Source organism: Marinobacterium sp. BA1 (assembly GCF_041155135.1).
GTDB classification, from domain to species: Bacteria; Pseudomonadota; Gammaproteobacteria; order Pseudomonadales; family Balneatricaceae; genus Marinobacterium; species Marinobacterium iners.
The window spans coordinates 17,784-36,115 of the sequence record NZ_BAAFHC010000002.1; the positions used below are offsets into that span (position 1 = coordinate 17,784).

Consider the following 18,332-nt stretch of genomic DNA (forward strand, 5'->3'; position numbering starts at 1 on the left):
TATTCAGTTATACATTTTATTGTATGGTATATCACATATCGGATAAGTCAACGAAGAAATGATACCCCCTCATAAAAGTACTGATCAGGCAGCCTTGGTCAGGAAGAAAGCCGTAATTTAGCGTTACTGCCGAGAACCTTCATTCTCGTAAGTAATGATTTATATTTCATAACGTATGTATTACACTAAGTACATAAAGATATAAAATCCAAAAAGGGAGTGTTTAGGGTGCCGTCACAAGACATGCGTTACCTGCGCGTCAATACCCGAACCGTTGTCGTTAAAGTGCCCAAGGTGGCAGTGCTGGAAGGTGATCAGGTAGCCTTCAGTTTTTCTGCACACGGCGGCCGCGAAAACGCCATCCGTATTGCTCAGCGCCAGCGTGACACGTTCCTCGCCCGCGCCCAGGCGCCCCTGCCCTCACACGCCGTTAATCGGATAGCTGACGATCTGCCAGACGCGTTTCGCAAGGCGGTAAGCGATCTCTATGCGTTGTCCAAGGATCATCCCATGACTGTTGCCACCCTCGGGCTGCTGGCATACTGCGCACAACAACCTTGCGTGTCGGTTGTGGGATTGGTCGAGAAAACGGGCATTAAGCGATCTTTGCTGGGCAGCAACTTCTATGGCGTCCTTTTGAGTAACGGGATCGTCGAGAAAATGGAGGAAACGTCCTGTGATGACGTCCTCTATCCTCAGCTGTACCGAGTTACACCAAAAGCCAACGAAGTGCTGATGGCATACAAGACCTGTCTCGATACTGTGGGTGTCATTGCGGCGCCGGACATGTCAGGCAAACCGATCAGTCCGTCCTTTATTGGTGAGTTCAGGGAGAGTGTCGGGAGTACCAGCACGATCGCCATTCCTTACCTCATCTGTTTAAACGCGGGGATTGTGAAGCTGTGGGACATGCAGCGCATCCTGGGTGTTCATGTGTCTTCCATCTCAAAGCTCATAGGACGACTGAACAGAGGCCAATTGCTCACCCGTATCGATGACCCGCTCAGCGGCAGACCTTACAGTGTTATCAACGATTCCGGCCGATGCGTGTTGTCTCGGCTGAGCGCAATGCTGGAAAGCCCCAGGCGCTAATCAGAGGAGACTCATCATGCAAACCAATCCCTTCCTTCATCACTACGGGCTTAATACCGCTGGCACCGACTATGTGGTGGGTGACATTCACGGGTACTTCTCTCATGTCCATCGTGCGCTTGAGGCTCTGGGCTTCGATCCATCCAGAGATCGCCTGTTTTGTTGCGGCGACCTGTTAGACCGCGGCCCGGAAAGTGATGCTGTGCATGAATGGCTGGCGCACCCCTGGGTGCATTCTGTAAGAGGCAACCACGATGATTATGTCGTCCGGTTCCGCACGGTTACAACCGACAACTGGATCCAGAACGGAGGCCTTTGGTTTCAAGGTCTGAGCCGCTACGAACAGCAAGACTATGCCGATTTGCTATCAACCTTGCCCCTGGCGATCGAAGTCGAGACCGAGACGGGCCTTGTTGGTATCGTTCATGCTGACCCGATCGTGCGTGACTGGCATGCGCTGCCAACACTCTTCACTTCGCGCCGCGACCGCGAAGGCCTGATGTGGTCTCGAAAGCGGTTTGATTCCTACGATGATCGGATTGTAGAGAACATCGCCTGCGTTTGCGTGGGTCACTGCCCCGTAATAGACCCCGTCCTGCTGGGCAATGTCTGGCACCTGGATACGGCCGGCTGGAGCGAAGAGGGCTACTTCACCGTAATGCGCTTAGAAGACCTTGCACGCCGCGCAGTCATGTCCTGTACACAAGCAGGAGGTTGAGATGCCAAAACCGCACCCTGCTACAATCGCATTCCATCAAGCTCTCCTTGAGCAATACGGAGACAGCTTACGGTTGCTGCTTGAATTGCCGGCGACACGCTCTATGCGCGTTCGTACCCTTGCACTCTTTGCCACCCTCGCGACTCAGCTCCCTGCAAGCGTGTCTGATCTTGCCAAATACACTGGATTAACCCCTACCGAAATATCGAGCGCCACCCTCAGGATGCGAAATGGCCTCGGATGGCTGGCGCTCGAAAAAACAGGCGGTAAGCGTGGCAGCGGTCGAATTATATTGACAGATGTCGGCCAGGCGTTGCTGCAGTCCTACCATGGCGCATTCAAGGATCTCGGTTTCGATGAATACCGTTATCCCGGCAATGGGGGTAGGAAACCGAGCGCCCGCGCCGTGTTGGAAGATATATGCACCTTGGCAGACGAGACCACGCTACTGGGCCTCTTCGATCTGGCCTGCTTGTTGATAGGACTCCATAATATGCGTGAAATGGCGCGCTTCAGCTGTCGTTCACATGGGGCACCCTTTCTGGTTGTGCGAACCTTCTACAACATGGGGCTCGTTGAAGTCGAAAACCCCGAGTCCCAACGACAGACTTACCGCTTGACGACTAAAGGCCTACACCTGCTCGGCGGCATGTTTTACCTTGTTGACCAGGCGCTCACCGCTACTGATGGAGAAACCCAATGAGCCGCACCAGTAAGATCTTTTTCAAGAGCAACGTGTTTCCCGCCTGTGATGCCCTGATGGCTCAGGGTATCCGCCCAACCGTTGGCGCCGTGCGCCATCATACCGGCATCAGTAACGGCTCGAATTCTACACTCCAGGGTCTGATCAATGACTGGTACCAGGATGCACGCTCGCATGAGGTTGCCAAGCTCAATGAGGGCCTGTCACTTGAGTCAGACTTGCCGGTGGAGATCATTGAGCTGACGCGCACGTTTTACAACAGCATTATTGAGCGTGCCCGGCGATCCGTTGATGAATACAAGTCGGTACTCGCCAGTGATCGTGAATGGGTGCACAGCCAGCTACGTGAGATGGCCGAGGTGCGTGAACAGCATGAACGGAGCATTGATCGTTTTGAAGAAAGGATCGAGAAACTGGAGGGGCAACTTCGATATGCGCGCGACGAAGTGACGCGCCTTGAGCACCTGTCGCAGGATCGCCATGCGGAGATACGCGTGCTCACAGAGCAACTCACCGCTCTGCAGCACACGTCACAAATAGAGATTCATACCTTGCGCCAGCGCAACCAGCAGCTGGAGGAAACGGCCACAATGGCTAAAAGCAACCAACGTATGACCGAGCAACACCTGAATGCTGAAGTACGCCTGATCCGCCACACAGTGGATGATGCCGTGAAGGCGTTGAGTGAAATTAACATCCCAGAGAGTGATGAGGAAACACATGCTAAAATTGAGCGCTGTGCATCGCTACTGAAGCGCGTGAACACAAGCCCGGATCAGCCTGCATGAATCCCGGTAGATACACGCATGCTCTTTAAATCTATTGGATTCAAGATGTTAATGTTAGGTTTCCCCCTGTACGCGGGGGCTGTCGGCGAACTCAGACACCTCGCGCACGATGCGCAGGGGTTTCCCCCTGTACGCGGGGGCTGTCGGCGCCCCTTCTTTGGATGAGAGCTAGTGATTGCGGTTTCCCCCTGTACGCGGGGGCTGTCGGGGCGAGCCGATGAAATTTTGGCGACACAGTAAGGTTTCCCCCTGTACGTGGGGGCTGTCGGTGCATGGCGAACTTGTCACGAGTGGCGCCCTGGGTTTCCCCCTGTACGTGGGGGCTGTCGGTGGCCAGGAAAAGGAGAAGCTATGAATCTTGTGGGTTTCCCCCTGTACGCGGGGGCTGTCGGCGCGATATCGACAACTACAGCAAAGGGATCCTGGTTTCCCCCTGTACGCGGGGGCTGTCGGAGCTGAACAGGAGATCCAGCTTTAGCCAGGGCGGTTTCCCCCTGTACGCGGGGGCTGTCGGGGTCTGGTTGTCGGCGCGTCGTAGCTGGACGAGGTTTCCCCCTGTACGCGGGGGCTCTCGGTTTGTGAGTGGCTGGGAAGAGGCCAACTTCTTCATGGTTTCCCCCTGTACGCGGGGGCTGTCGGCACTCCGAATGGGATGACGCCCTGCACCACTAGGTTCCCCCCTTGTACGCGGGGGCTGTCGGGACAATGCATCCTGAAGATGATCAGGTGACAGGGTTTTCCCCTGTACGCAGGGGCTGTCGGTTACAGGCTAGGGCCGGGTTTATTTGGCTCAGGGTTTCCCCTTGTACGCAGGGGCTGTCGGCGGCTCCGCCAACTCGTAGTACCGGCTGAGGACGGTTTTCCCCTGTGCGCAGGGGCTGTCGGTCCAAACACCTCAATTACGCGAACGTTGAAAAGCCCCCCTGTACGCGGGGGCTGTCGGCATCCGGGAGCCATGAAGGAGTAAGCAGATGAGGTTTCCCCCTGTACACGGGGGCTGTCGGGGATGCCGCATTTGGCCCAAGAGGTTTTCCTTCCCCTGCCATCAGGGGCTGACGTCAGAGTGACGCTGCGCGCGAGGTCACCCGCTTTCTTGTGGCCAGGAACTTAAATAAACACGGCACCGGCCTTTTCTTTGGAGGTGAGAGCATTGATGCTGTTCAAGCGAACATTTTGAATGCTTTCCATGTGCGCATTGAAGAGGATACTTTATATCTGTCAGGACCTCAGAACTGGCAATTGCAATGATATGATATAATTCGAAAAATGAAGAAGCAATCGGACCTGTCCAACCAACTTGGATCATACAATGAATATACACCTTGCGATTTTTGCAGACCCCTTACTCAAAACACCCCTTGTGGCAAACAGTTGTTCGCTGAGTTCAAGAAACGTTAGAAAAGCGTGGCTTGGGTGCCCCTTCGAACTTGGAAAAGGGTCCCGCGTGAAATTTTTCAATGAAGATGAAGGAATTAAGTTATTCCTGAAGAGCAATCCAAAAGTTTGCCTCAATTTTGGTTACGAAATTTTTAGCGGGCACGATGCGGCCGTCTGCTTTGATGCAGGTTACTTTGCTCAGCGCCATAACTTGAATGATGAAATTTTAATTAACCAAACCTTCTTAACCAAATCTTAAGCAGGCAATAACATGTCAAATCCTCAGCAATTCGATGACGGCTATACTCAAGCTAAATATGACAAGGAAAACAATAGTGCAAGGGATGGTTTTTTCTTCTCCATGAAACCCGATGGCTTCACCACTGGGTACATCATCAGCGAAGCCGAGAGTGATTGTAACCGGCAAGCCGCTCCGGATATGTTCGGGCATGCCTGTGCATCACTGGCCGTAGAGTACAACTTCCATCACCCCGAGCTACTGCTGCCACACATACCCAAAGAGTTGCACCGAAGCTTTACCGAATCGTATGAAGATGCGCTCGAGTATGCGCGAGAACAAGCAGAAGAAGAACTGGAGGATTAAGGCCTCAGGCAATCACGTTTGAGGGGCGTCCTTTTCAGAAGTCGAGGACGGCCCCGCTAGAGGCCCGACGTCATCGACTATGACCAAAGACATTGTGAACTCCGCTCGCCGGTGGAGGGTGTCTCGATTTTCGAACAAGCATTGTTTCGCATTTAGCATCACTTTATCCGCACTGTGATTCTCGCCATGCTTGCCTTGCATCGGCATCACCCACATTCCTAGCGTTCGAAAAATGTGATCTTAGCTGCTTTTGGTTTCGTGCGCATCAGACTTGAAAAGCAGATCCACAACCTCGCCCGTTGTATTTATCGTTTTCCCTTCCAGGTTATACCTCGCATCACTGCAGAAAATAATCATAAATGAGTATACAAAATATTTGACGCTTTGTGTTCTGCGAAATAGTATAGTCTTACATTATTTAGAGAGGTGAACACCATGCACCCAGTCGAGCTGGTCTATCAGCGAATGACCAAAATTGTGTCACCAGCCATGCCGTTGCCTGATCATGTTGATGAGCCGTGTTCCTATTGCGGTCGTCTTGCGCGCGAATTTGGGCATATGGGATTCCCAGGTAAAGATGGCTATAAGCAGCCCATCACATGTTGTCCTGCATGCCACAGCTTCTCGGTGGGTGATGTCGACATCACGGGTATAGAGTCCATTCGTGGCAAGGGCAACAAGGTACCCAATAAATTCGGCATGTGGCCGGGCGTATCGGCGGCATTTGAGGTCCACAGTAATCGTGCGGTTCTGCTTGCACCCCAAGGCGTCTACGATAAGCTGCCAGCCTCTTTCCTGGACATGATAGAAACACATGTACTACCCAAGTCCAGCCGCATCCCTTGGGTCGTTAGGAACCTGAAGTTCCCCTTGGTGTATATCGCGGATTTTGGCAAAACCACGAGTGGTTTGATTGCCAACCTGCGCGTTAGCGAATCGCCCAAAGAAATGTTGTGTGCGACCGACAAAACGGTTGAGCGCATAGATGCATCCGCTTCGCTTGATGTATTCGAAGCGCTATCGGAACTACCCAAGTCTGAAGTGGAACTCTTTTTCACCACAGTGCGCGGCGTGGCACTGGGCACTATTACGCCACGCAAAGCGAACTCTGTCTGGGCAGAGCACCCTTCACTGGTTCACGCGGTGCGCACCCTGCCCATCGACCCACATCAGCGCCTGTCGCTGTTGTCACTTGTACGCAATATGCGAGGCTGAACACCATGCATTATTACCAGACAACACTGCTGCTGCCGATTGCACCAGGCAATCTCTATACCCTGCATCAGGGAGTCGATTCATTGGTGCGCAGCACCTATTTGGGCGAGGCGTCCGCCTCGGCTTTGCGCCACGAAGCGGACGCCGTCCCTCAGTACGCCTACCGCGCCGTAGCCCGTGATTATCAAAGCAGCATCATCATGTTGCGCTCACGCCAACCGATAGGCCTGACAGACGAGCGTACGCGAGAAATTCAGTTCAATGCAGGAGATGTTCTCCGGTTCCAGTACTTCCCATGTGTCACCTCCAAACGGGATGGCCGTTCAATTCTGCTCGATGAAGCAGAGCTGCCGGGCAAAGTCATCGTTCCCCGGCTTTTGAAAGCCGGATTTGAAGCACGATCGATCAACATCAAAGGCGTGGACCGACTCTCCTGCAATAAACCCAAGAATAGCCCATTTTTCCTGGCAGGTGCTCATACAGAGGTCGAGGCTCAGGTCGTCGACCCCGATGCTGCCATGGATGCGTTTGTCTATGGTATCGGCCGCAAGACCGTCTTCGGTTTTGGCTTGATGCTCAACGTAGAGAAGGAGTGAGGCCCGATCATGCGATTTACGAAGATGATCCATTCGCGCGGCCTCAGTGCACGTCAGGTGCAATCGGACTATGCCGATACCGTGACAGAGGCCCTGAATGACCGCGGTCGAATTGCTCTGCTGCAGGCAGACACCGGTGTAGGCAAATCACTGGGGTATTGCGTGCCTGCCGCCATGAAATTAGCCGAGCGACCGGGTGCTCGTGTGATCATCTGTTCCAACACCATAGCTCTGCTGCGCCAACTGGACCAGAAAGATCTGCCATTGGCGATCGATATCGTCGGTCGCCACACAGGCAGTTACGCCAGCCATGCCTTGCTATTGGGCCGACAAAACTTCATCTCGTCTGCTCGCCTTGAGTTTGCACTGAGCGAGCTCAGTGAAAAGCAAGTGGCCGAACATCACGCGCGTATTGAAGCACTGAGGGGCTGGGATGACGCCATTGATCTGTTCGTGCATGAGTACGGCGACCTCCCGCCAGGACTTACAGCCGATCGCATTTGCCAAACCAGCTACGCCCGTGACGAATCATACGACGCTAGCAAGCGTGAAGCACTGGAAGCCGATATTCTTGTCTGCAGTCACGCCATGTTGGTGAATGACCTGTTACTCGGCGGTGGTATGTTATTCAACGGCCAGCACGCGGCGAAGGAAACGTACCTTATCGTCGATGAGGCTGACCTGCTGCATAGCATGCTGATCGAGCGACAGCAGACGCGGCTCAATTTGCTTGAACTTCGCCATGATCTTCGCTCATTCGCCAAGCCCCCGTTGATCGCCAAAGTGGATGCCATCATTGAGGCTATTCGACCGATGGCGCAAGGCCGAACCTTCATCACTTCCGAATCCATTCAGTCATCGGTGCGCGATCATTTACGTGGTCTGATCAATGCGCTGCGGGGGTATGTCGAGGACGAGGCCCAACACCTAAAAGCCAACATTGAGCACATGCTGGGCATGACATTAAACCGCATGGGCGTCGGTGTTTCACCCATACGCCATGAACCGGCTGTCGTGTTCATCAACCCGTTTCTACCGCGTGTATTCGAACGCTATGTCACGGATCATTACGCTTCCAGCATGCTGACCTCCGGCACCTTATCAACGTTCGATGATATCGACAAGGGCACTCAGTGGATCCGTAGAGACCTCGGCATCAGCCCGGGCCATACCGGTATTCTCGCCCAGTTCTCGCCGACACATTTCGGCAAGATGATGATTACCCTCGCAGGGCCCGATTACCCCGCCCCCTTTCTGTACGGTGATGAGATCGATATCAACCCGCGATGGATCGCCGCGGCAGCTGAACATATCAAACACCTTCTGGGCCCCGTATTGGTTCTGACCGGCAGCCATCAGGAGTCCCGCTTGCTGCATGCAGCATTGGGTGAAGGGACATTGCATCTGTTCGGCGAACGTTTAACAGCTGTGGTAAACCGACACCATGCGAGTCACGAGCGCGTGCTGATCACGGCAGCGGGTAAAGTTGGCTTGGATATGCGAGGAATTGATGGGGGGCAGTACCTGCAACATGTGGTACTGACCCGCATCCCGTTCCAGCCGCGAGATGAGCTGTATGAGCGGGAACTGGCCAGCTACATCCGCGCAACACACCCAAGCATCAGCAACCCTGAGAGCTTCGTAAAGTCCACGCGTTACATGCTCAACCTTAATGCCGCAATTCGAATTACCAAGCAATCGCTCGGCCGCGGCATTCGCCACCCTGATGATGCGGTGACCTTCCATCTGCTGGATCGTCGCTTCCCGCTCTACGACCAGATCGGGGTTTCACACAGCGCATTACGGGCGGCGATCCCAAAACGCTTCATCCCGGACTACAAACATGCAACGGTACTACAGGGCGCCGCAGCGCTCGAGGAGATCACCTTATGGTAAGCGCCTCTGACAGGCTACACCGTCCGTTCCGACTGATTATGCAGTTGCGATCGCCGGTTGTACTGACCGACTTTGCACCGTCCCTGGACGGTGTTTTGTACAGCGTACTCGAAGCGCACCTGCCGAATGCTGACTACACAGAGCGGCTGGCGCATCTCGACACGCTACTGACGCTCCACAATGAAGGCGTTTACCACGCCAGCAGTATGCGCTTCGGCGTCAGTGCCGCGTACGAGAATGGTCGTGATTTGTCACGCACCGTCAGCGTGGCAAAATACGTGCGATCCGATTCCATGGCACGTCACAAACTTAAATCAGAGTTCTACGCTCCGTTCGGCAAACGGGCCGCGTCCCCCTATCCCGCCGTTCAAACCGCAGGCGGCCCCTACAAGAACCGTCTGACAGAGCGCGACGCCTTTGCGGCTCCGTTTGTGGTCTTCGAAGGACATGGGGAGGGTCCACGGATACACGACCTGTTATCACACTACCTGATGGGCATTGGCTATGACGCGGACAACGCCAATGCCGGTGCCATTGGCGATATTGAGCTGGTTCCGCTGGATTCGGATATCAGCCTGGTCTTGCCCGACGGCCAAGCCAATCGCTGCCTGCCTGTAGCCATGGCACAAGCGCTCGACGCCACCGGGCTCAACACCCACAACCGTTTGTGCCCGCCCTACTACCAGGGCGAGAAAGTTCCTGTTATCGCGCCAGAGCGCGTTCGAATCATCACCAATACTGAAGCAATGTCAGCGTGAGGCTGACGGGAGAATCGAAATGACTGCACACAAACAGACCTATAAATTTGCCGGTTCTATTACCTGTCTGGAGCCGCTGACTGTTTCCATCAAGGAAGCCGCTCAGGGCGCACGCGGCCACCGCCTGCCGCGCAACGGACCGGCACTGGATACCGAGAAGCCTTTCTTCCCGGCCAGTTCCATACGTGGCGCTCTGCGCAATGCGGCTCACCGCGTGGTACTGCGTGCTGTTAAAAAACATTCGGGGGAAGAGTTCCCTTTCGGGCTGGATGATCACTTCATGCTTGCACAGGGCGTCGACAGCGCCAAGCAGATTGATTTGGACAAAACTGCCGGCGTAACAGACCTTTACGCTTCTCTGCGAGCTGACAACCCCATGCTATCCGTATTTGGCCGCTGGGGGCTGGAATCGCACCTGGCAGTAGGCCATGGCCTTCCTGCTGGATACGAGACCTGCTGGGGCATGTTCGGTGGCGGTGCGCGCGGCGTGATGTTTGAGCGTGACACCAACCTCCTTGACGAACTGACCCAAGAAGATACCGATCGCCTGGAGCAAATTTTGCTTGAGCAAACTGCAGCTGCCGGTGATGTGTCTGAAATCAAGAAAGAGATCGCCTCCCTTAAGAAGACCCTGCGCGGTGCATCAAAAGACGAGCGAGAGGCTGGCAACGCCCGCATTGCCGTGCTTGAAGAACAGATCAAGCTGCGCAAACAGGACAAATCCGGCCCTGTAGAAAGTATCCGACGCCCCTTGGATCCATTTGAGGCCTTCAGTGCCGGTGCTGTGCTGAACCACCGCATGGCGCTTCGTAGCGCCACTGAGTCAGAGCTGGGCATGTTGCTATTGGCCTTGCGTGAATTCGCCCGTGACGCTCAGCTTGGCGGCCATAAAGCGCACAACTGTGGTGCCATCAGCGCAGAATGGGTCGTCACAACCTGGCCAGAGGATGCCTGTGCGCCGGTTGAGGTCGGAACGGTGGCTATCACCCCGGATGGCTTTATTCTTGAGGGCCCGGTGCTGAAGGACGCTGTGACTGCCTTCAACGACTCACTGCCTGAGTTTAATTTCAAGCGTGCGGTGTAAAGTACCCTGAAGCTTAAAGTGCATTATGCACGTAACTCATAATCCCCTCGCCCTATGCGAGGGGCTGCCGGGTAAGACCCTACTACACGATCCCATGTATTTTGGTGGGTTTGGTTTGGTAGATGTTGGGTCGTTGAAATTTAAAAGTCAAAACAACATGTTAGTGTTAGGGTGTTTCCCCTGCGTGCAGGGGCTGACGGTGCGACACAGCTCAATTCCACAGGCGTTTAAACGTGTTTCCCCTGCGTGCAGGGGCTGACGGAGTATGACCAGTATTTGAAATCCTTTGATCTCGTGTTTCCCCTGCGTGCAGGGGCTGACGGTGAAGACATATCAGTGAGACCCGCCAGCGCTCGGTGTTTCCCCTGCGTGCAGGGGCTGACGGGCAGCACAAGTTAAAGAGCAGTACATCAACGCGTGTTTCCCCTGCGTGCAGGGGCTACCAGCTTGCCTCGACTACAATCAATGTGCACATGGAGCACTCCCCCTACGGGGGCTGTCGAAATGTAATAGATAGCATACTCGATGAAGATGCTCACTTCCCCTGAACACGGGGGCTGTCGTTCGATAATCTCAATCGAAACCAAAAGAAGGAGGGTGTTAATACCCTCCTTCTTTTGTATGACTCATCTACGGCCCTATGTGAAAGCATCAATCGTGCTGGCCAGTCCCTTTTGTCTCGATGCTCTTCGTTGCGCTACTGCTGGCCCCCTCCAGCTTTCACATCCGACCCACCGGAGCATTTAATCGCCGGAGGCCCCGGCAACACCATCCAAATAGCCAGCAACCCCAGCCACATTTTGATAGAAGCCAACTGATTCACCAAAGTGACAAGGAGTGTCACTTCCAGTACCCGAACGCCCTCTGATGTCTGCGAATAGACGATCGCACCATCGAAAACCATATACGCGCTTAGCGCAACCAAAATCCAGCCTACCAATGCTTTCACGTGATGCATACACGTTCCTCTGTTCTCATATTGTGAGTGTGAAAATTTTCACACTCAGGTTTCATCCAAACGGACGCGCAGGTGTCTCTTGAGCATCTGCGTACAACAGATAGCCCTCATTCCACGCACTTGAGCGCACTACGATGAAGGTCTCGACCGGAGCACTTTCGGGATACGCGAGTTTGATTGCCAATCCATCGGGAAAGTCGAAAGCCTTTATCAGCGCCTCACAATCAACCCCTTGGCCCGATTCAACTGCCTCTTCAAAGAGATCGCGCCATCGTGTATCAAACCAGTCAGAACGTGTTTCAGGGCTCTCAGGGGTATCGCCCCGACAGTCAATCACGCCGACCACAATAGACCCCTCGGGTATCAACTGGTCGCCAGACTCAATCACTTCAAAGTCAATTGTCACACCTGTAAACGGGCAATGAATACCGCTGTAGATACGTGGATCAATCCGATGTATTTTCATAAGCAAAACCCCTTTCCGCTGCCTGTTCCTGACTGACTTCGCAGTTCAATTCTTGAAAGGCCAATGCGTCCGCATAGCCTGGATGTATGCTTAAGGCCGTAGCAATGTGATCACACGCCTGCTCCGCACGCCCCTGTCTCAGCGACAACTCGGCCAGTGCGAAGTAAAGAAAATCTTCATTTGGGTAACGCTCCAACACACGCTGGTACGCCGATTCAGCTTCCTGATAACGCTCAAGTCCCGTGAAAGCCCTTGCACGGTAGACCCAGAGTTCTATGTCGTTGGGTCGCATGCGATGCCACCGAGACGTGGTATCAAGCATAACGTCCCATTCACCCAGATGTTCGGCTTTAGCGGCATCGAACCAATAACGCTGCTTGAGGGTCATCAGTTGATCAAGCACCGGCGGACCAATCTGAGCCGTGTATTCAGCACCAAAAGCACGCAGATTGACCAACAATAACACCAGCAAAACCATGTGATAAACAATACTATTCATGTATGGCACGATTCACTCAAGCCAAGTTACTGTTTAATATAGCGAGTTTAAAAGCAATGTTTAAATATACAGTAACAAATCACTTCACATTCGGGTACAAATGTACACAATAGTTAGGGAATCACGCCCTAATCAGGTGCCAAGTGTTACACATACCCGAGAAAACACGCTTATGAGCATCACTCAGATATCAAAGCCCGTATTTCTACTGGTTGACGATTCCGACATCGATCTCGAACTCATCGAGGACGCTATCATTGAAGCCAGCGGAAAAGACAACATCGAAATCAAGTGTGCGCAAAACGGTATCGCAGCTCTGGCATTCCTGAACAATGAGTCAGGCTATGAGGATGAACCCCGACCCGATCTCATCTTCCTGGATCTCAACATGCCACGGATGAGCGGTCGACGATTCCTCTGCCTCATGAAGGAGATCGACTACCTCAAGGACATACCTGTTGTGGTCCTTTCCTCATCCGATGACGAAAATGACATCATCGAGAGCGTGAAGGCCGGCGCATCTGGTTATATTGTTAAAACACCTGACATGAGTAAGTTCTACGAACAAGTCAAGCTTTACTGCGACAACTGGAAACACGGTGTTCGTAACATGCTATCGATTCACCCACGCGCCCGTTTCGATTATTGACCACGACAAACAGGGCCTGCCGTGGTCAATAGCGGGTCACTTCAGCGAAGCCTGAATACCCATTTCATCACCCATCAACTCAATTGCACGTTCCAGGTTGTCTTGCGACTCCAGCAGCATCAGGTAACGATCTTCCAGATCTTTTGGAGCAGCCATAAGCAGGTCGGATATCACCGCCATCTGAGCTGGACACGTCACCCCAAAGGCACGAATAACATCGAACACATCAACGAAGACGTCCTTCTTGATCTGGCGCATGCGATCACTCACACGCTGTTCTTTCGCTGGTGAACTCTCACCTGCGGCCACCGCGGGCTGAGTCGCCTTTTGTGATGCCGGGGAACCAGGTGCGGCAACCACCTCTGGCTTCACCTCTGGAATGCCACGCGCTGTTACACTTTCGGCCTGAGCGGAAGCTCCAACAATTGAATCAAGCACACGCTCATCAGACGCCATCGATTCCTGCTTTGGGGGTGGCTGAGTATCTTTGTTACCACCAAGACCAATGGCGTTCGCATGTGCAATACTGTCGGAGATCGGCTTACGGTCCTGCGCTTGAGCACCCTCTTTATTGCCATGGAAGGGATCGTAAGTAGAGCCCGCCGTGGCGACTACACCCTGCAAGTTTTTGTCCATTGTGTTACCTCTGGTTATTGAATTTGAGCACAGCACAAGATGGGGACTCCACCACGACTGACTGAGGTAATCGGATATAGGTTCTTAGCAAGATCACTCCCCACCTCGTACCGTACTCATGATTTAATGATACCATATATAATATTCCATGAGGTTCCATACACCCCTCTTTTGCAAAAGGATATCCTATGCGCGATGTGCCCTTTCCGCTGTATCGAATGCACGAAATAGAAAGAAGACCGAAGGATTTTCGCTTGCTGGAGCGAGTACCCTTTTGTTCAATCATTGAAAACCCACGTATCGGACTCCCGGTGTGTTTGAATGAAATTGCAGGTGACGAAGTCTCATTGGTTATATTGGATACCGAAACGACCGGTTTCGATGCTGCCGCTAATGAGATGATCGAAATCGGCATCGTGCGCTGCTCGTATTCACCCTCGCATGGCGTTGTCACTTCAATCGATGACATCTACTCAGGACTGGAGTCACCCACAATCGCGCCGATCCCGGCCGATATAACCGCCATCACCGGCATCACTAATGAGGATGTGGAAGGCTGTTCGTTTGACGATGATCGGGTACACTCATTGCTCGTGGACGGCGACCCGCTGGTGATAGCTCATCATGCAGGGTTCGACCGGCCCTTTGTCGAAAATCGCTTCAAGGGTGTTGAGCACTGTCGCTGGGTTTGCAGCATCAAGGATATCGACTGGAAAGCCCGGGGATTTGAGAGTAATAAGCTCGAATACCTGCTGCTGAACACAGGCTATTTCTATCACGGCCATAGGGCTACCACTGACTGCTTAGCCGTGCTGTGGTTGCTCGCAGAAAACCCCAGCGCTCTGGATGACGCGCTGGCGGCAAGCATCCGATTAACGTGTGTCGTGCGTGCCTTTGGAGCACCGTTCGAGATCAAAGACTCGTTAAAAAATACAGACTTCACTTGGGATGATGGAAGTACCAACCACCCGAAACATTGGTGGAAATCAGTGAGTGAAACTGAATTGGATGACCTGCGCGAGTGGCTTAACAGTTTAAGCGGCTACAGCGCGGAGAAAGCCGAGTACACATCCCTGACCGCTCGCCAGCGGTATAAGCAAAACCCCGCGTAAATCCTCGCCCCGAAGGCGGGGGGTTACGTTCTATTGCTGCCTACGGCCGTTGCGCACTGGGACCGGCCGTCGCAGTGCTACGCCGCGCAATTTCCTCAACCTCCCAACTCCATAGCTTTCGTTGGGCCCGGTGCCAACGGATCGATACCCTGAGCGACCATATCAAACGCGCCGCGCACACGCTCCAGTGATGCGGATGCAACGGCCTGCCCCTCCTGGTAGCACGTCACCCATGCATTCTCGGCGGTCACGGCTTTACCTTCGATTGCACTGGTGTACACAAGCTCACGCTCATTCTCAGCATCCAATTTGAACCAAGCGCCGTCACCTCGTTGGGTAAAGCCATAAATGTCGGGTGTGCACGCAAAACGTCCGCATTCGCTCAGGAACGGATTATGAATCGCGCAATCCTCATGCGTGGAGGACAACAGCTCCAAATCCTGCTGTGTCAGCGCAGGCTCATTTGAGACCCCCTGAGCAGCTGACCAGTCGGGATACCCGTCTTTCATGAGTTTTACATGACGTCCATCCGATGTATGCGCGAGCACGTTTGTCAGGATACTCGATAATAAGGTTTTGTCCTTCAACCAACCGTGTTTCGCTTCACGTTCGCAGTAATCGCGGACCTCCTGATTGGATTCGCTGAGCCACCGATTTAAGTCGACCCTGGCATAAAAACTGTCTGCAAGGGTCCTATTTTGCCCAGATTCATCCAGAACAGAAAACGCTACATTTATGCTTACATTCATCAGCTGCATAATTTATCTTTTCCCTATCGTTTCTTTCGCGTTTTTTTGATATCGAATGCAAACGTCTTTGGATATTTACGTTCTTCGTTCTTTATAGCCTCTTCAGCCTCTTCGGCTGAACGATAACGTCCTAGCAAGTACCAATCGTCCATGTCATCGAATAATGGTTTAATCCACCGATAGTAGACGGCTACAGGCTTGTTCTTTTTGCTCTTACTACGAATAGGCAAATCCAAGGCTGGCGACTGCCGATGATCTTTAGTCTTGGCTCGTTCACGCTTCACACGAGGATTACTCATGATACTGGCCCTCTAGTTATTAAACACCTGACCAATCTAGAATATCCTTTTTGTGGCACTTCGTAGTTTCACTAAGCGGATCTTCTAAACCATTAACCTCCTCCCCCGCTTTAGCGCATGAGGGTGAATCAGGAAGGAGATTCCCGTTACAGGGTACCACCTGATCACTACTGGGGCTCGTTGCTGCTGATGCCGTCGGGAAGGGTTTTGAGCCAATTGCGGATTCGGGGAGTATCCACTCCCGAATATCATCATCAAAAACTGCCCCAAGGGACGCCGGGTGCTCCGTTGGGAGAATAACCACGCGCATGAAATCGTCTAAACCATGAGAAACAATCAGTTCATCTTTTCCGGTTTTGGGATTCTTCTCGTACATCGTGATCAGTGTGATTGGCATACTTACATACTCATCTGATGGTTTTTCTTTTTTGTAGCCTTCAACGGGTCCGATAAGGCATCGGTGACCTGATCCACCTCATCAATGACTGTGCGCTTCACATAAGGCCAAAACTTATCGTTGCCCAGCGTCCTTTCTTTCACGTTTTTTGGAAGAAAGCGCGACATTTCGCTTGTGAAATCAAGGAACGCCTCTTCCGACTCCAGAGAGTGAACCTGACGCTTCAATGCGGTGCAAAAACCACTCACTGACTTTTCTCGGAGTGAAAGCTTTTTCTTTAAGAGACTAAAACTAATATCCACGCCTTTTTGCTTCAGCCACGCAATATCCCAGATATCTCTCGGCTTTATTCTTCTTGATCTGTATGCAAAAGCTATTATCTTGTCAACCAGCGCTTCTTTTAGTGACAGGACGTTTATCAGCCTGCCTGATATCTGACTCGAAATCCCATGATGATCGGTAATCGGTTTTGGAATGTTATCTATGGAGCAGACTGAAGTGATATCGATGTGCATTTTTTTTGCAGGAATGTCCGGTCGTGACGCATTTTTGATGACAGTTATTTTCCACACGCTTGTGTCTGAAAGTTTATTCTGAGCTTGGCGCACGTTAACACTGACATGATATTTTTCTTCGATGGCGTGCTGTAGTGATTCCGCAAAACCATCTAGATCGTCAGGGCTGAACTGTGACGACGCGGCGAAATCCAAATCTTCAGATAGCCGATTGGATCCATAGCACAAGCGCAATGCTGTCCCACCAATGAACACAAGATGTTGCAGGTAGCCTTGCTCATACATCAACGCTAAAACATCGTGCTGGAGTATCTCTTTTTCTACAACATCATCCAGCCCCAACAGATTTTCATCCTGGCGAATAATGTCGGATCGAATCTGCTCAAGCAGCATCATATTCAGCCTCTTCAATCATATGCAGATTTCGTCCGACCCGTCTCAAATCCGCCAGCGCCCTTGCTGGTCGGGCCCGAAAGATACCCGCCGCCGAATCCCAATACAGTTGATCCGCAATCTGGTTCACATCGCGCTCGGTATGCGTGAACTCAATGGTACCGAACGGTGTTTCGAATACCCCACTTCGCCCGCTGGTCATCACAGTAATCCACTGCATCATCACCTGTGAGATGACGCCAGCGCGGCTCAACTCATACTCAAGCGAGGTATACACGCAATGCCACCGGTGAATACGTGCCGCAATGCGCTCTAACAGATACGTACAGGTGGGAGGATCCACAGGATCGTAGTACAGATCACGCGCAATCCGAGCAATGACGCCCTGGCGACTCAAGCGACTCACGATATTCTGGAGCGCCTTGTCTCGGGGACGACCGAGCATGTAAGCAAAATCGGCGCTGGTATATACACCGATGTTGCCGCAACGCCTGAGTGTCTTCATGCCTTTGGATACTGTAAGTGCACTGCTCATGCCAGCCTACTCCATTTATCTCTACACCTTTCATCATAGCGCAGGGAAAGGCGCGGGGATAGGGGCGACCTTAAGCAGATCGTTTTTCAAGCAACCACAATCACATTTCGAGCAGTCTGCTCATCCGCAACATTGCCCACAAACGTAACCGCACCATCAATAACTTCAACCACATCACCCGCTTCGGTCTCAAATGCCAGGCGGACTTCGTTGCCCTTTCCCGCCAGAACCGTCATCTTTAGATCAGGACCTAAACGGACGGTTTCACCCACTGCACGCGTTAGAATCAACAT

23 protein-coding genes and 1 CRISPR repeat array are annotated in these 18,332 nt (G+C 52.7%); of the genes, 13 read left to right on the top strand and 10 right to left on the bottom strand.

Annotated features, from left to right (window positions below):
- Positions 1-228 precede the first annotated feature (228 nt).
- The 11 genes from ACAM29_RS19275 (at position 229) to ACAM29_RS19325 (ending at position 10,831) form a co-directional block, all read left to right on the top strand.
- On the top strand, positions 229-1,092 hold the full coding sequence (locus tag ACAM29_RS19275; protein ID WP_369625194.1) for a hypothetical protein: 864 nt from the start codon (positions 229-231) through the stop codon (positions 1,090-1,092).
- Positions 1,093-1,108: 16 nt separating this feature from the next.
- Positions 1,109-1,810 (top strand): metallophosphoesterase, encoded by a 702-nt coding sequence (locus tag ACAM29_RS19280; RefSeq protein WP_369625195.1) that lies wholly within the window; start codon positions 1,109-1,111, stop codon positions 1,808-1,810.
- Position 1,811: 1 nt separating this feature from the next.
- Positions 1,812-2,513 (top strand): hypothetical protein, encoded by a 702-nt coding sequence (locus ACAM29_RS19285; protein ID WP_369625196.1) that lies wholly within the window; start codon positions 1,812-1,814, stop codon positions 2,511-2,513.
- Positions 2,510-3,301 carry a DNA-binding protein gene (locus ACAM29_RS19290; protein ID WP_369625197.1) on the top strand — a complete coding sequence of 264 codons (792 nt, stop codon included), beginning with the start codon at positions 2,510-2,512 and terminating at the stop codon, positions 3,299-3,301. Before ACAM29_RS19285 ends, ACAM29_RS19290 begins: the two co-directional genes overlap by 4 nt.
- 1,309 nt (positions 3,302-4,610) lie before the next feature.
- The gene (locus tag ACAM29_RS19295; protein ID WP_369625198.1) at positions 4,611-4,937 is read left to right on the top strand and encodes a hypothetical protein; all 327 of its coding nucleotides are present in this window, start codon (positions 4,611-4,613) and stop codon (positions 4,935-4,937) included.
- A 12-nt stretch (positions 4,938-4,949) separates the two neighbouring features.
- Positions 4,950-5,282: a hypothetical protein gene (locus ACAM29_RS19300; RefSeq protein WP_369625199.1), complete on the top strand. Its 333-nt coding sequence runs from the start codon at positions 4,950-4,952 to the stop codon at positions 5,280-5,282.
- A gap of 435 nt (positions 5,283-5,717) precedes the next feature.
- Positions 5,718-6,497 (top strand): hypothetical protein, encoded by a 780-nt coding sequence (locus tag ACAM29_RS19305; protein WP_369625200.1) that lies wholly within the window; start codon positions 5,718-5,720, stop codon positions 6,495-6,497.
- A 5-nt stretch (positions 6,498-6,502) separates the two neighbouring features.
- Positions 6,503-7,093 carry a type I-E CRISPR-associated protein Cas6/Cse3/CasE gene (locus ACAM29_RS19310; RefSeq protein WP_369625201.1) on the top strand — a complete coding sequence of 197 codons (591 nt, stop codon included), beginning with the start codon at positions 6,503-6,505 and terminating at the stop codon, positions 7,091-7,093.
- 9 nt (positions 7,094-7,102) lie between these two features.
- Positions 7,103-8,989, top strand: coding sequence for a helicase C-terminal domain-containing protein (locus ACAM29_RS19315; protein WP_369625202.1), 1,887 nt, complete (start codon positions 7,103-7,105; stop codon positions 8,987-8,989).
- The gene (locus ACAM29_RS19320; protein WP_369625203.1) at positions 8,983-9,747 is read left to right on the top strand and encodes a hypothetical protein; all 765 of its coding nucleotides are present in this window, start codon (positions 8,983-8,985) and stop codon (positions 9,745-9,747) included. The genes ACAM29_RS19315 and ACAM29_RS19320 overlap by 7 nt, the downstream gene beginning before the upstream one ends.
- 19 nt (positions 9,748-9,766) lie before the next feature.
- Positions 9,767-10,831: a hypothetical protein gene (locus tag ACAM29_RS19325; protein ID WP_369625204.1), complete on the top strand. Its 1,065-nt coding sequence runs from the start codon at positions 9,767-9,769 to the stop codon at positions 10,829-10,831.
- 171 nt (positions 10,832-11,002) lie between these two features.
- A CRISPR array of direct repeats spans positions 11,003-11,277; the repeat unit is 29 nt; unit sequence GTGTTTCCCCTGCGTGCAGGGGCTGACGG.
- Between the two features lie 251 nt (positions 11,278-11,528).
- On the opposite strand, the gene ACAM29_RS19330 is transcribed toward ACAM29_RS19325, so the two are convergent.
- From ACAM29_RS19330 to ACAM29_RS19340, 3 genes are read right to left on the bottom strand one after another with little or no spacing between them, the layout of a single operon-like run.
- Complete coding sequence (locus ACAM29_RS19330; RefSeq protein WP_369625205.1) at positions 11,529-11,789, bottom strand: hypothetical protein; 261 nt, start codon at positions 11,787-11,789, stop codon at positions 11,529-11,531.
- A gap of 52 nt (positions 11,790-11,841) precedes the next feature.
- On the bottom strand, positions 11,842-12,255 hold the full coding sequence (locus tag ACAM29_RS19335; RefSeq protein ID WP_369625206.1) for a hypothetical protein: 414 nt from the start codon (positions 12,253-12,255) through the stop codon (positions 11,842-11,844).
- Positions 12,236-12,754 (bottom strand): tetratricopeptide repeat protein, encoded by a 519-nt coding sequence (locus tag ACAM29_RS19340; protein ID WP_369625207.1) that lies wholly within the window; start codon positions 12,752-12,754, stop codon positions 12,236-12,238. The genes ACAM29_RS19335 and ACAM29_RS19340 overlap by 20 nt, the downstream gene beginning before the upstream one ends.
- 172 nt (positions 12,755-12,926) lie before the next feature.
- Between ACAM29_RS19340 and ACAM29_RS19345 the strand changes: the two genes are divergently transcribed.
- A complete protein-coding gene (locus ACAM29_RS19345) occupies positions 12,927-13,403 on the top strand; it encodes a response regulator (RefSeq protein ID WP_369625208.1) in 477 nt (158 codons plus the stop codon).
- A 36-nt stretch (positions 13,404-13,439) separates the two neighbouring features.
- On the opposite strand, the gene ACAM29_RS19350 is transcribed toward ACAM29_RS19345, so the two are convergent.
- Positions 13,440-14,039: a hypothetical protein gene (locus tag ACAM29_RS19350; RefSeq protein ID WP_369625209.1), complete on the bottom strand. Its 600-nt coding sequence runs from the start codon at positions 14,037-14,039 to the stop codon at positions 13,440-13,442.
- Positions 14,040-14,227: 188 nt separating this feature from the next.
- On the opposite strand from ACAM29_RS19350, the gene ACAM29_RS19355 reads away from it, so the two are divergent.
- Complete coding sequence (locus ACAM29_RS19355; protein ID WP_369625210.1) at positions 14,228-15,151, top strand: 3'-5' exonuclease; 924 nt, start codon at positions 14,228-14,230, stop codon at positions 15,149-15,151.
- Positions 15,152-15,246: 95 nt separating this feature from the next.
- Here ACAM29_RS19355 and ACAM29_RS19360 read toward each other — a convergent pair whose 3' ends face one another.
- The 6 genes from ACAM29_RS19360 to ACAM29_RS19385 form a co-directional block, all read right to left on the bottom strand.
- On the bottom strand, positions 15,247-15,909 hold the full coding sequence (locus ACAM29_RS19360) for a hypothetical protein (RefSeq protein ID WP_369625211.1): 663 nt from the start codon (positions 15,907-15,909) through the stop codon (positions 15,247-15,249).
- Between the two features lie 14 nt (positions 15,910-15,923).
- Positions 15,924-16,199, bottom strand: coding sequence for a hypothetical protein (locus ACAM29_RS19365; RefSeq protein WP_369625212.1), 276 nt, complete (start codon positions 16,197-16,199; stop codon positions 15,924-15,926).
- A gap of 19 nt (positions 16,200-16,218) precedes the next feature.
- Positions 16,219-16,596: a hypothetical protein gene (locus tag ACAM29_RS19370; RefSeq protein ID WP_369625213.1), complete on the bottom strand. Its 378-nt coding sequence runs from the start codon at positions 16,594-16,596 to the stop codon at positions 16,219-16,221.
- A gap of 2 nt (positions 16,597-16,598) precedes the next feature.
- Positions 16,599-17,507 carry a nucleotidyl transferase AbiEii/AbiGii toxin family protein gene (locus ACAM29_RS19375; RefSeq protein ID WP_369625214.1) on the bottom strand — a complete coding sequence of 303 codons (909 nt, stop codon included), beginning with the start codon at positions 17,505-17,507 and terminating at the stop codon, positions 16,599-16,601.
- Positions 17,494-18,039 carry a hypothetical protein gene (locus ACAM29_RS19380; protein ID WP_369625215.1) on the bottom strand — a complete coding sequence of 182 codons (546 nt, stop codon included), beginning with the start codon at positions 18,037-18,039 and terminating at the stop codon, positions 17,494-17,496. Before ACAM29_RS19380 ends, ACAM29_RS19375 begins: the two co-directional genes overlap by 14 nt.
- A gap of 86 nt (positions 18,040-18,125) precedes the next feature.
- Positions 18,126-18,332: a carbon storage regulator gene (locus ACAM29_RS19385; RefSeq protein WP_369625216.1), complete on the bottom strand. Its 207-nt coding sequence runs from the start codon at positions 18,330-18,332 to the stop codon at positions 18,126-18,128.

Excerpts from the sequence above, each read along its gene's own strand:
- ACAM29_RS19380 (WP_369625215.1), bottom strand. The coding sequence starts at position 18,039 with ATGAGCAGTGCACTTACAGTATCCAAAGGCATGAAGACACTCAGGCGT.
- ACAM29_RS19340 (WP_369625207.1), bottom strand. The coding sequence starts at position 12,754 with ATGAATAGTATTGTTTATCACATGGTTTTGCTGGTGTTATTGTTGGTC.
- ACAM29_RS19295 (WP_369625198.1), top strand. The coding sequence starts at position 4,611 with ATGAATATACACCTTGCGATTTTTGCAGACCCCTTACTCAAAACACCC.
- ACAM29_RS19285 (WP_369625196.1), top strand. The coding sequence starts at position 1,812 with ATGCCAAAACCGCACCCTGCTACAATCGCATTCCATCAAGCTCTCCTT.
- ACAM29_RS19345 (WP_369625208.1), top strand. The coding sequence starts at position 12,927 with ATGAGCATCACTCAGATATCAAAGCCCGTATTTCTACTGGTTGACGAT.
- ACAM29_RS19305 (WP_369625200.1), top strand. The coding sequence starts at position 5,718 with ATGCACCCAGTCGAGCTGGTCTATCAGCGAATGACCAAAATTGTGTCA.
- ACAM29_RS19300 (WP_369625199.1), top strand. The coding sequence starts at position 4,950 with ATGTCAAATCCTCAGCAATTCGATGACGGCTATACTCAAGCTAAATAT.
- ACAM29_RS19290 (WP_369625197.1), top strand. The coding sequence starts at position 2,510 with ATGAGCCGCACCAGTAAGATCTTTTTCAAGAGCAACGTGTTTCCCGCC.
- ACAM29_RS19325 (WP_369625204.1), top strand. The coding sequence starts at position 9,767 with ATGACTGCACACAAACAGACCTATAAATTTGCCGGTTCTATTACCTGT.
- ACAM29_RS19375 (WP_369625214.1), bottom strand. The coding sequence starts at position 17,507 with ATGATGCTGCTTGAGCAGATTCGATCCGACATTATTCGCCAGGATGAA.
- ACAM29_RS19360 (WP_369625211.1), bottom strand. The coding sequence starts at position 15,909 with ATGCAGCTGATGAATGTAAGCATAAATGTAGCGTTTTCTGTTCTGGAT.
- ACAM29_RS19280 (WP_369625195.1), top strand. The coding sequence starts at position 1,109 with ATGCAAACCAATCCCTTCCTTCATCACTACGGGCTTAATACCGCTGGC.
- ACAM29_RS19350 (WP_369625209.1), bottom strand. The coding sequence starts at position 14,039 with ATGGACAAAAACTTGCAGGGTGTAGTCGCCACGGCGGGCTCTACTTAC.
- ACAM29_RS19330 (WP_369625205.1), bottom strand. The coding sequence starts at position 11,789 with ATGCATCACGTGAAAGCATTGGTAGGCTGGATTTTGGTTGCGCTAAGC.
- ACAM29_RS19370 (WP_369625213.1), bottom strand. The coding sequence starts at position 16,596 with ATGCCAATCACACTGATCACGATGTACGAGAAGAATCCCAAAACCGGA.
- ACAM29_RS19310 (WP_369625201.1), top strand. The coding sequence starts at position 6,503 with ATGCATTATTACCAGACAACACTGCTGCTGCCGATTGCACCAGGCAAT.
- ACAM29_RS19315 (WP_369625202.1), top strand. The coding sequence starts at position 7,103 with ATGCGATTTACGAAGATGATCCATTCGCGCGGCCTCAGTGCACGTCAG.
- ACAM29_RS19365 (WP_369625212.1), bottom strand. The coding sequence starts at position 16,199 with ATGAGTAATCCTCGTGTGAAGCGTGAACGAGCCAAGACTAAAGATCAT.
- ACAM29_RS19335 (WP_369625206.1), bottom strand. The coding sequence starts at position 12,255 with ATGAAAATACATCGGATTGATCCACGTATCTACAGCGGTATTCATTGC.
- ACAM29_RS19385 (WP_369625216.1), bottom strand. The coding sequence starts at position 18,332 with ATGTTGATTCTAACGCGTGCAGTGGGTGAAACCGTCCGTTTAGGTCCT.
- ACAM29_RS19320 (WP_369625203.1), top strand. The coding sequence starts at position 8,983 with ATGGTAAGCGCCTCTGACAGGCTACACCGTCCGTTCCGACTGATTATG.
- ACAM29_RS19355 (WP_369625210.1), top strand. The coding sequence starts at position 14,228 with ATGCGCGATGTGCCCTTTCCGCTGTATCGAATGCACGAAATAGAAAGA.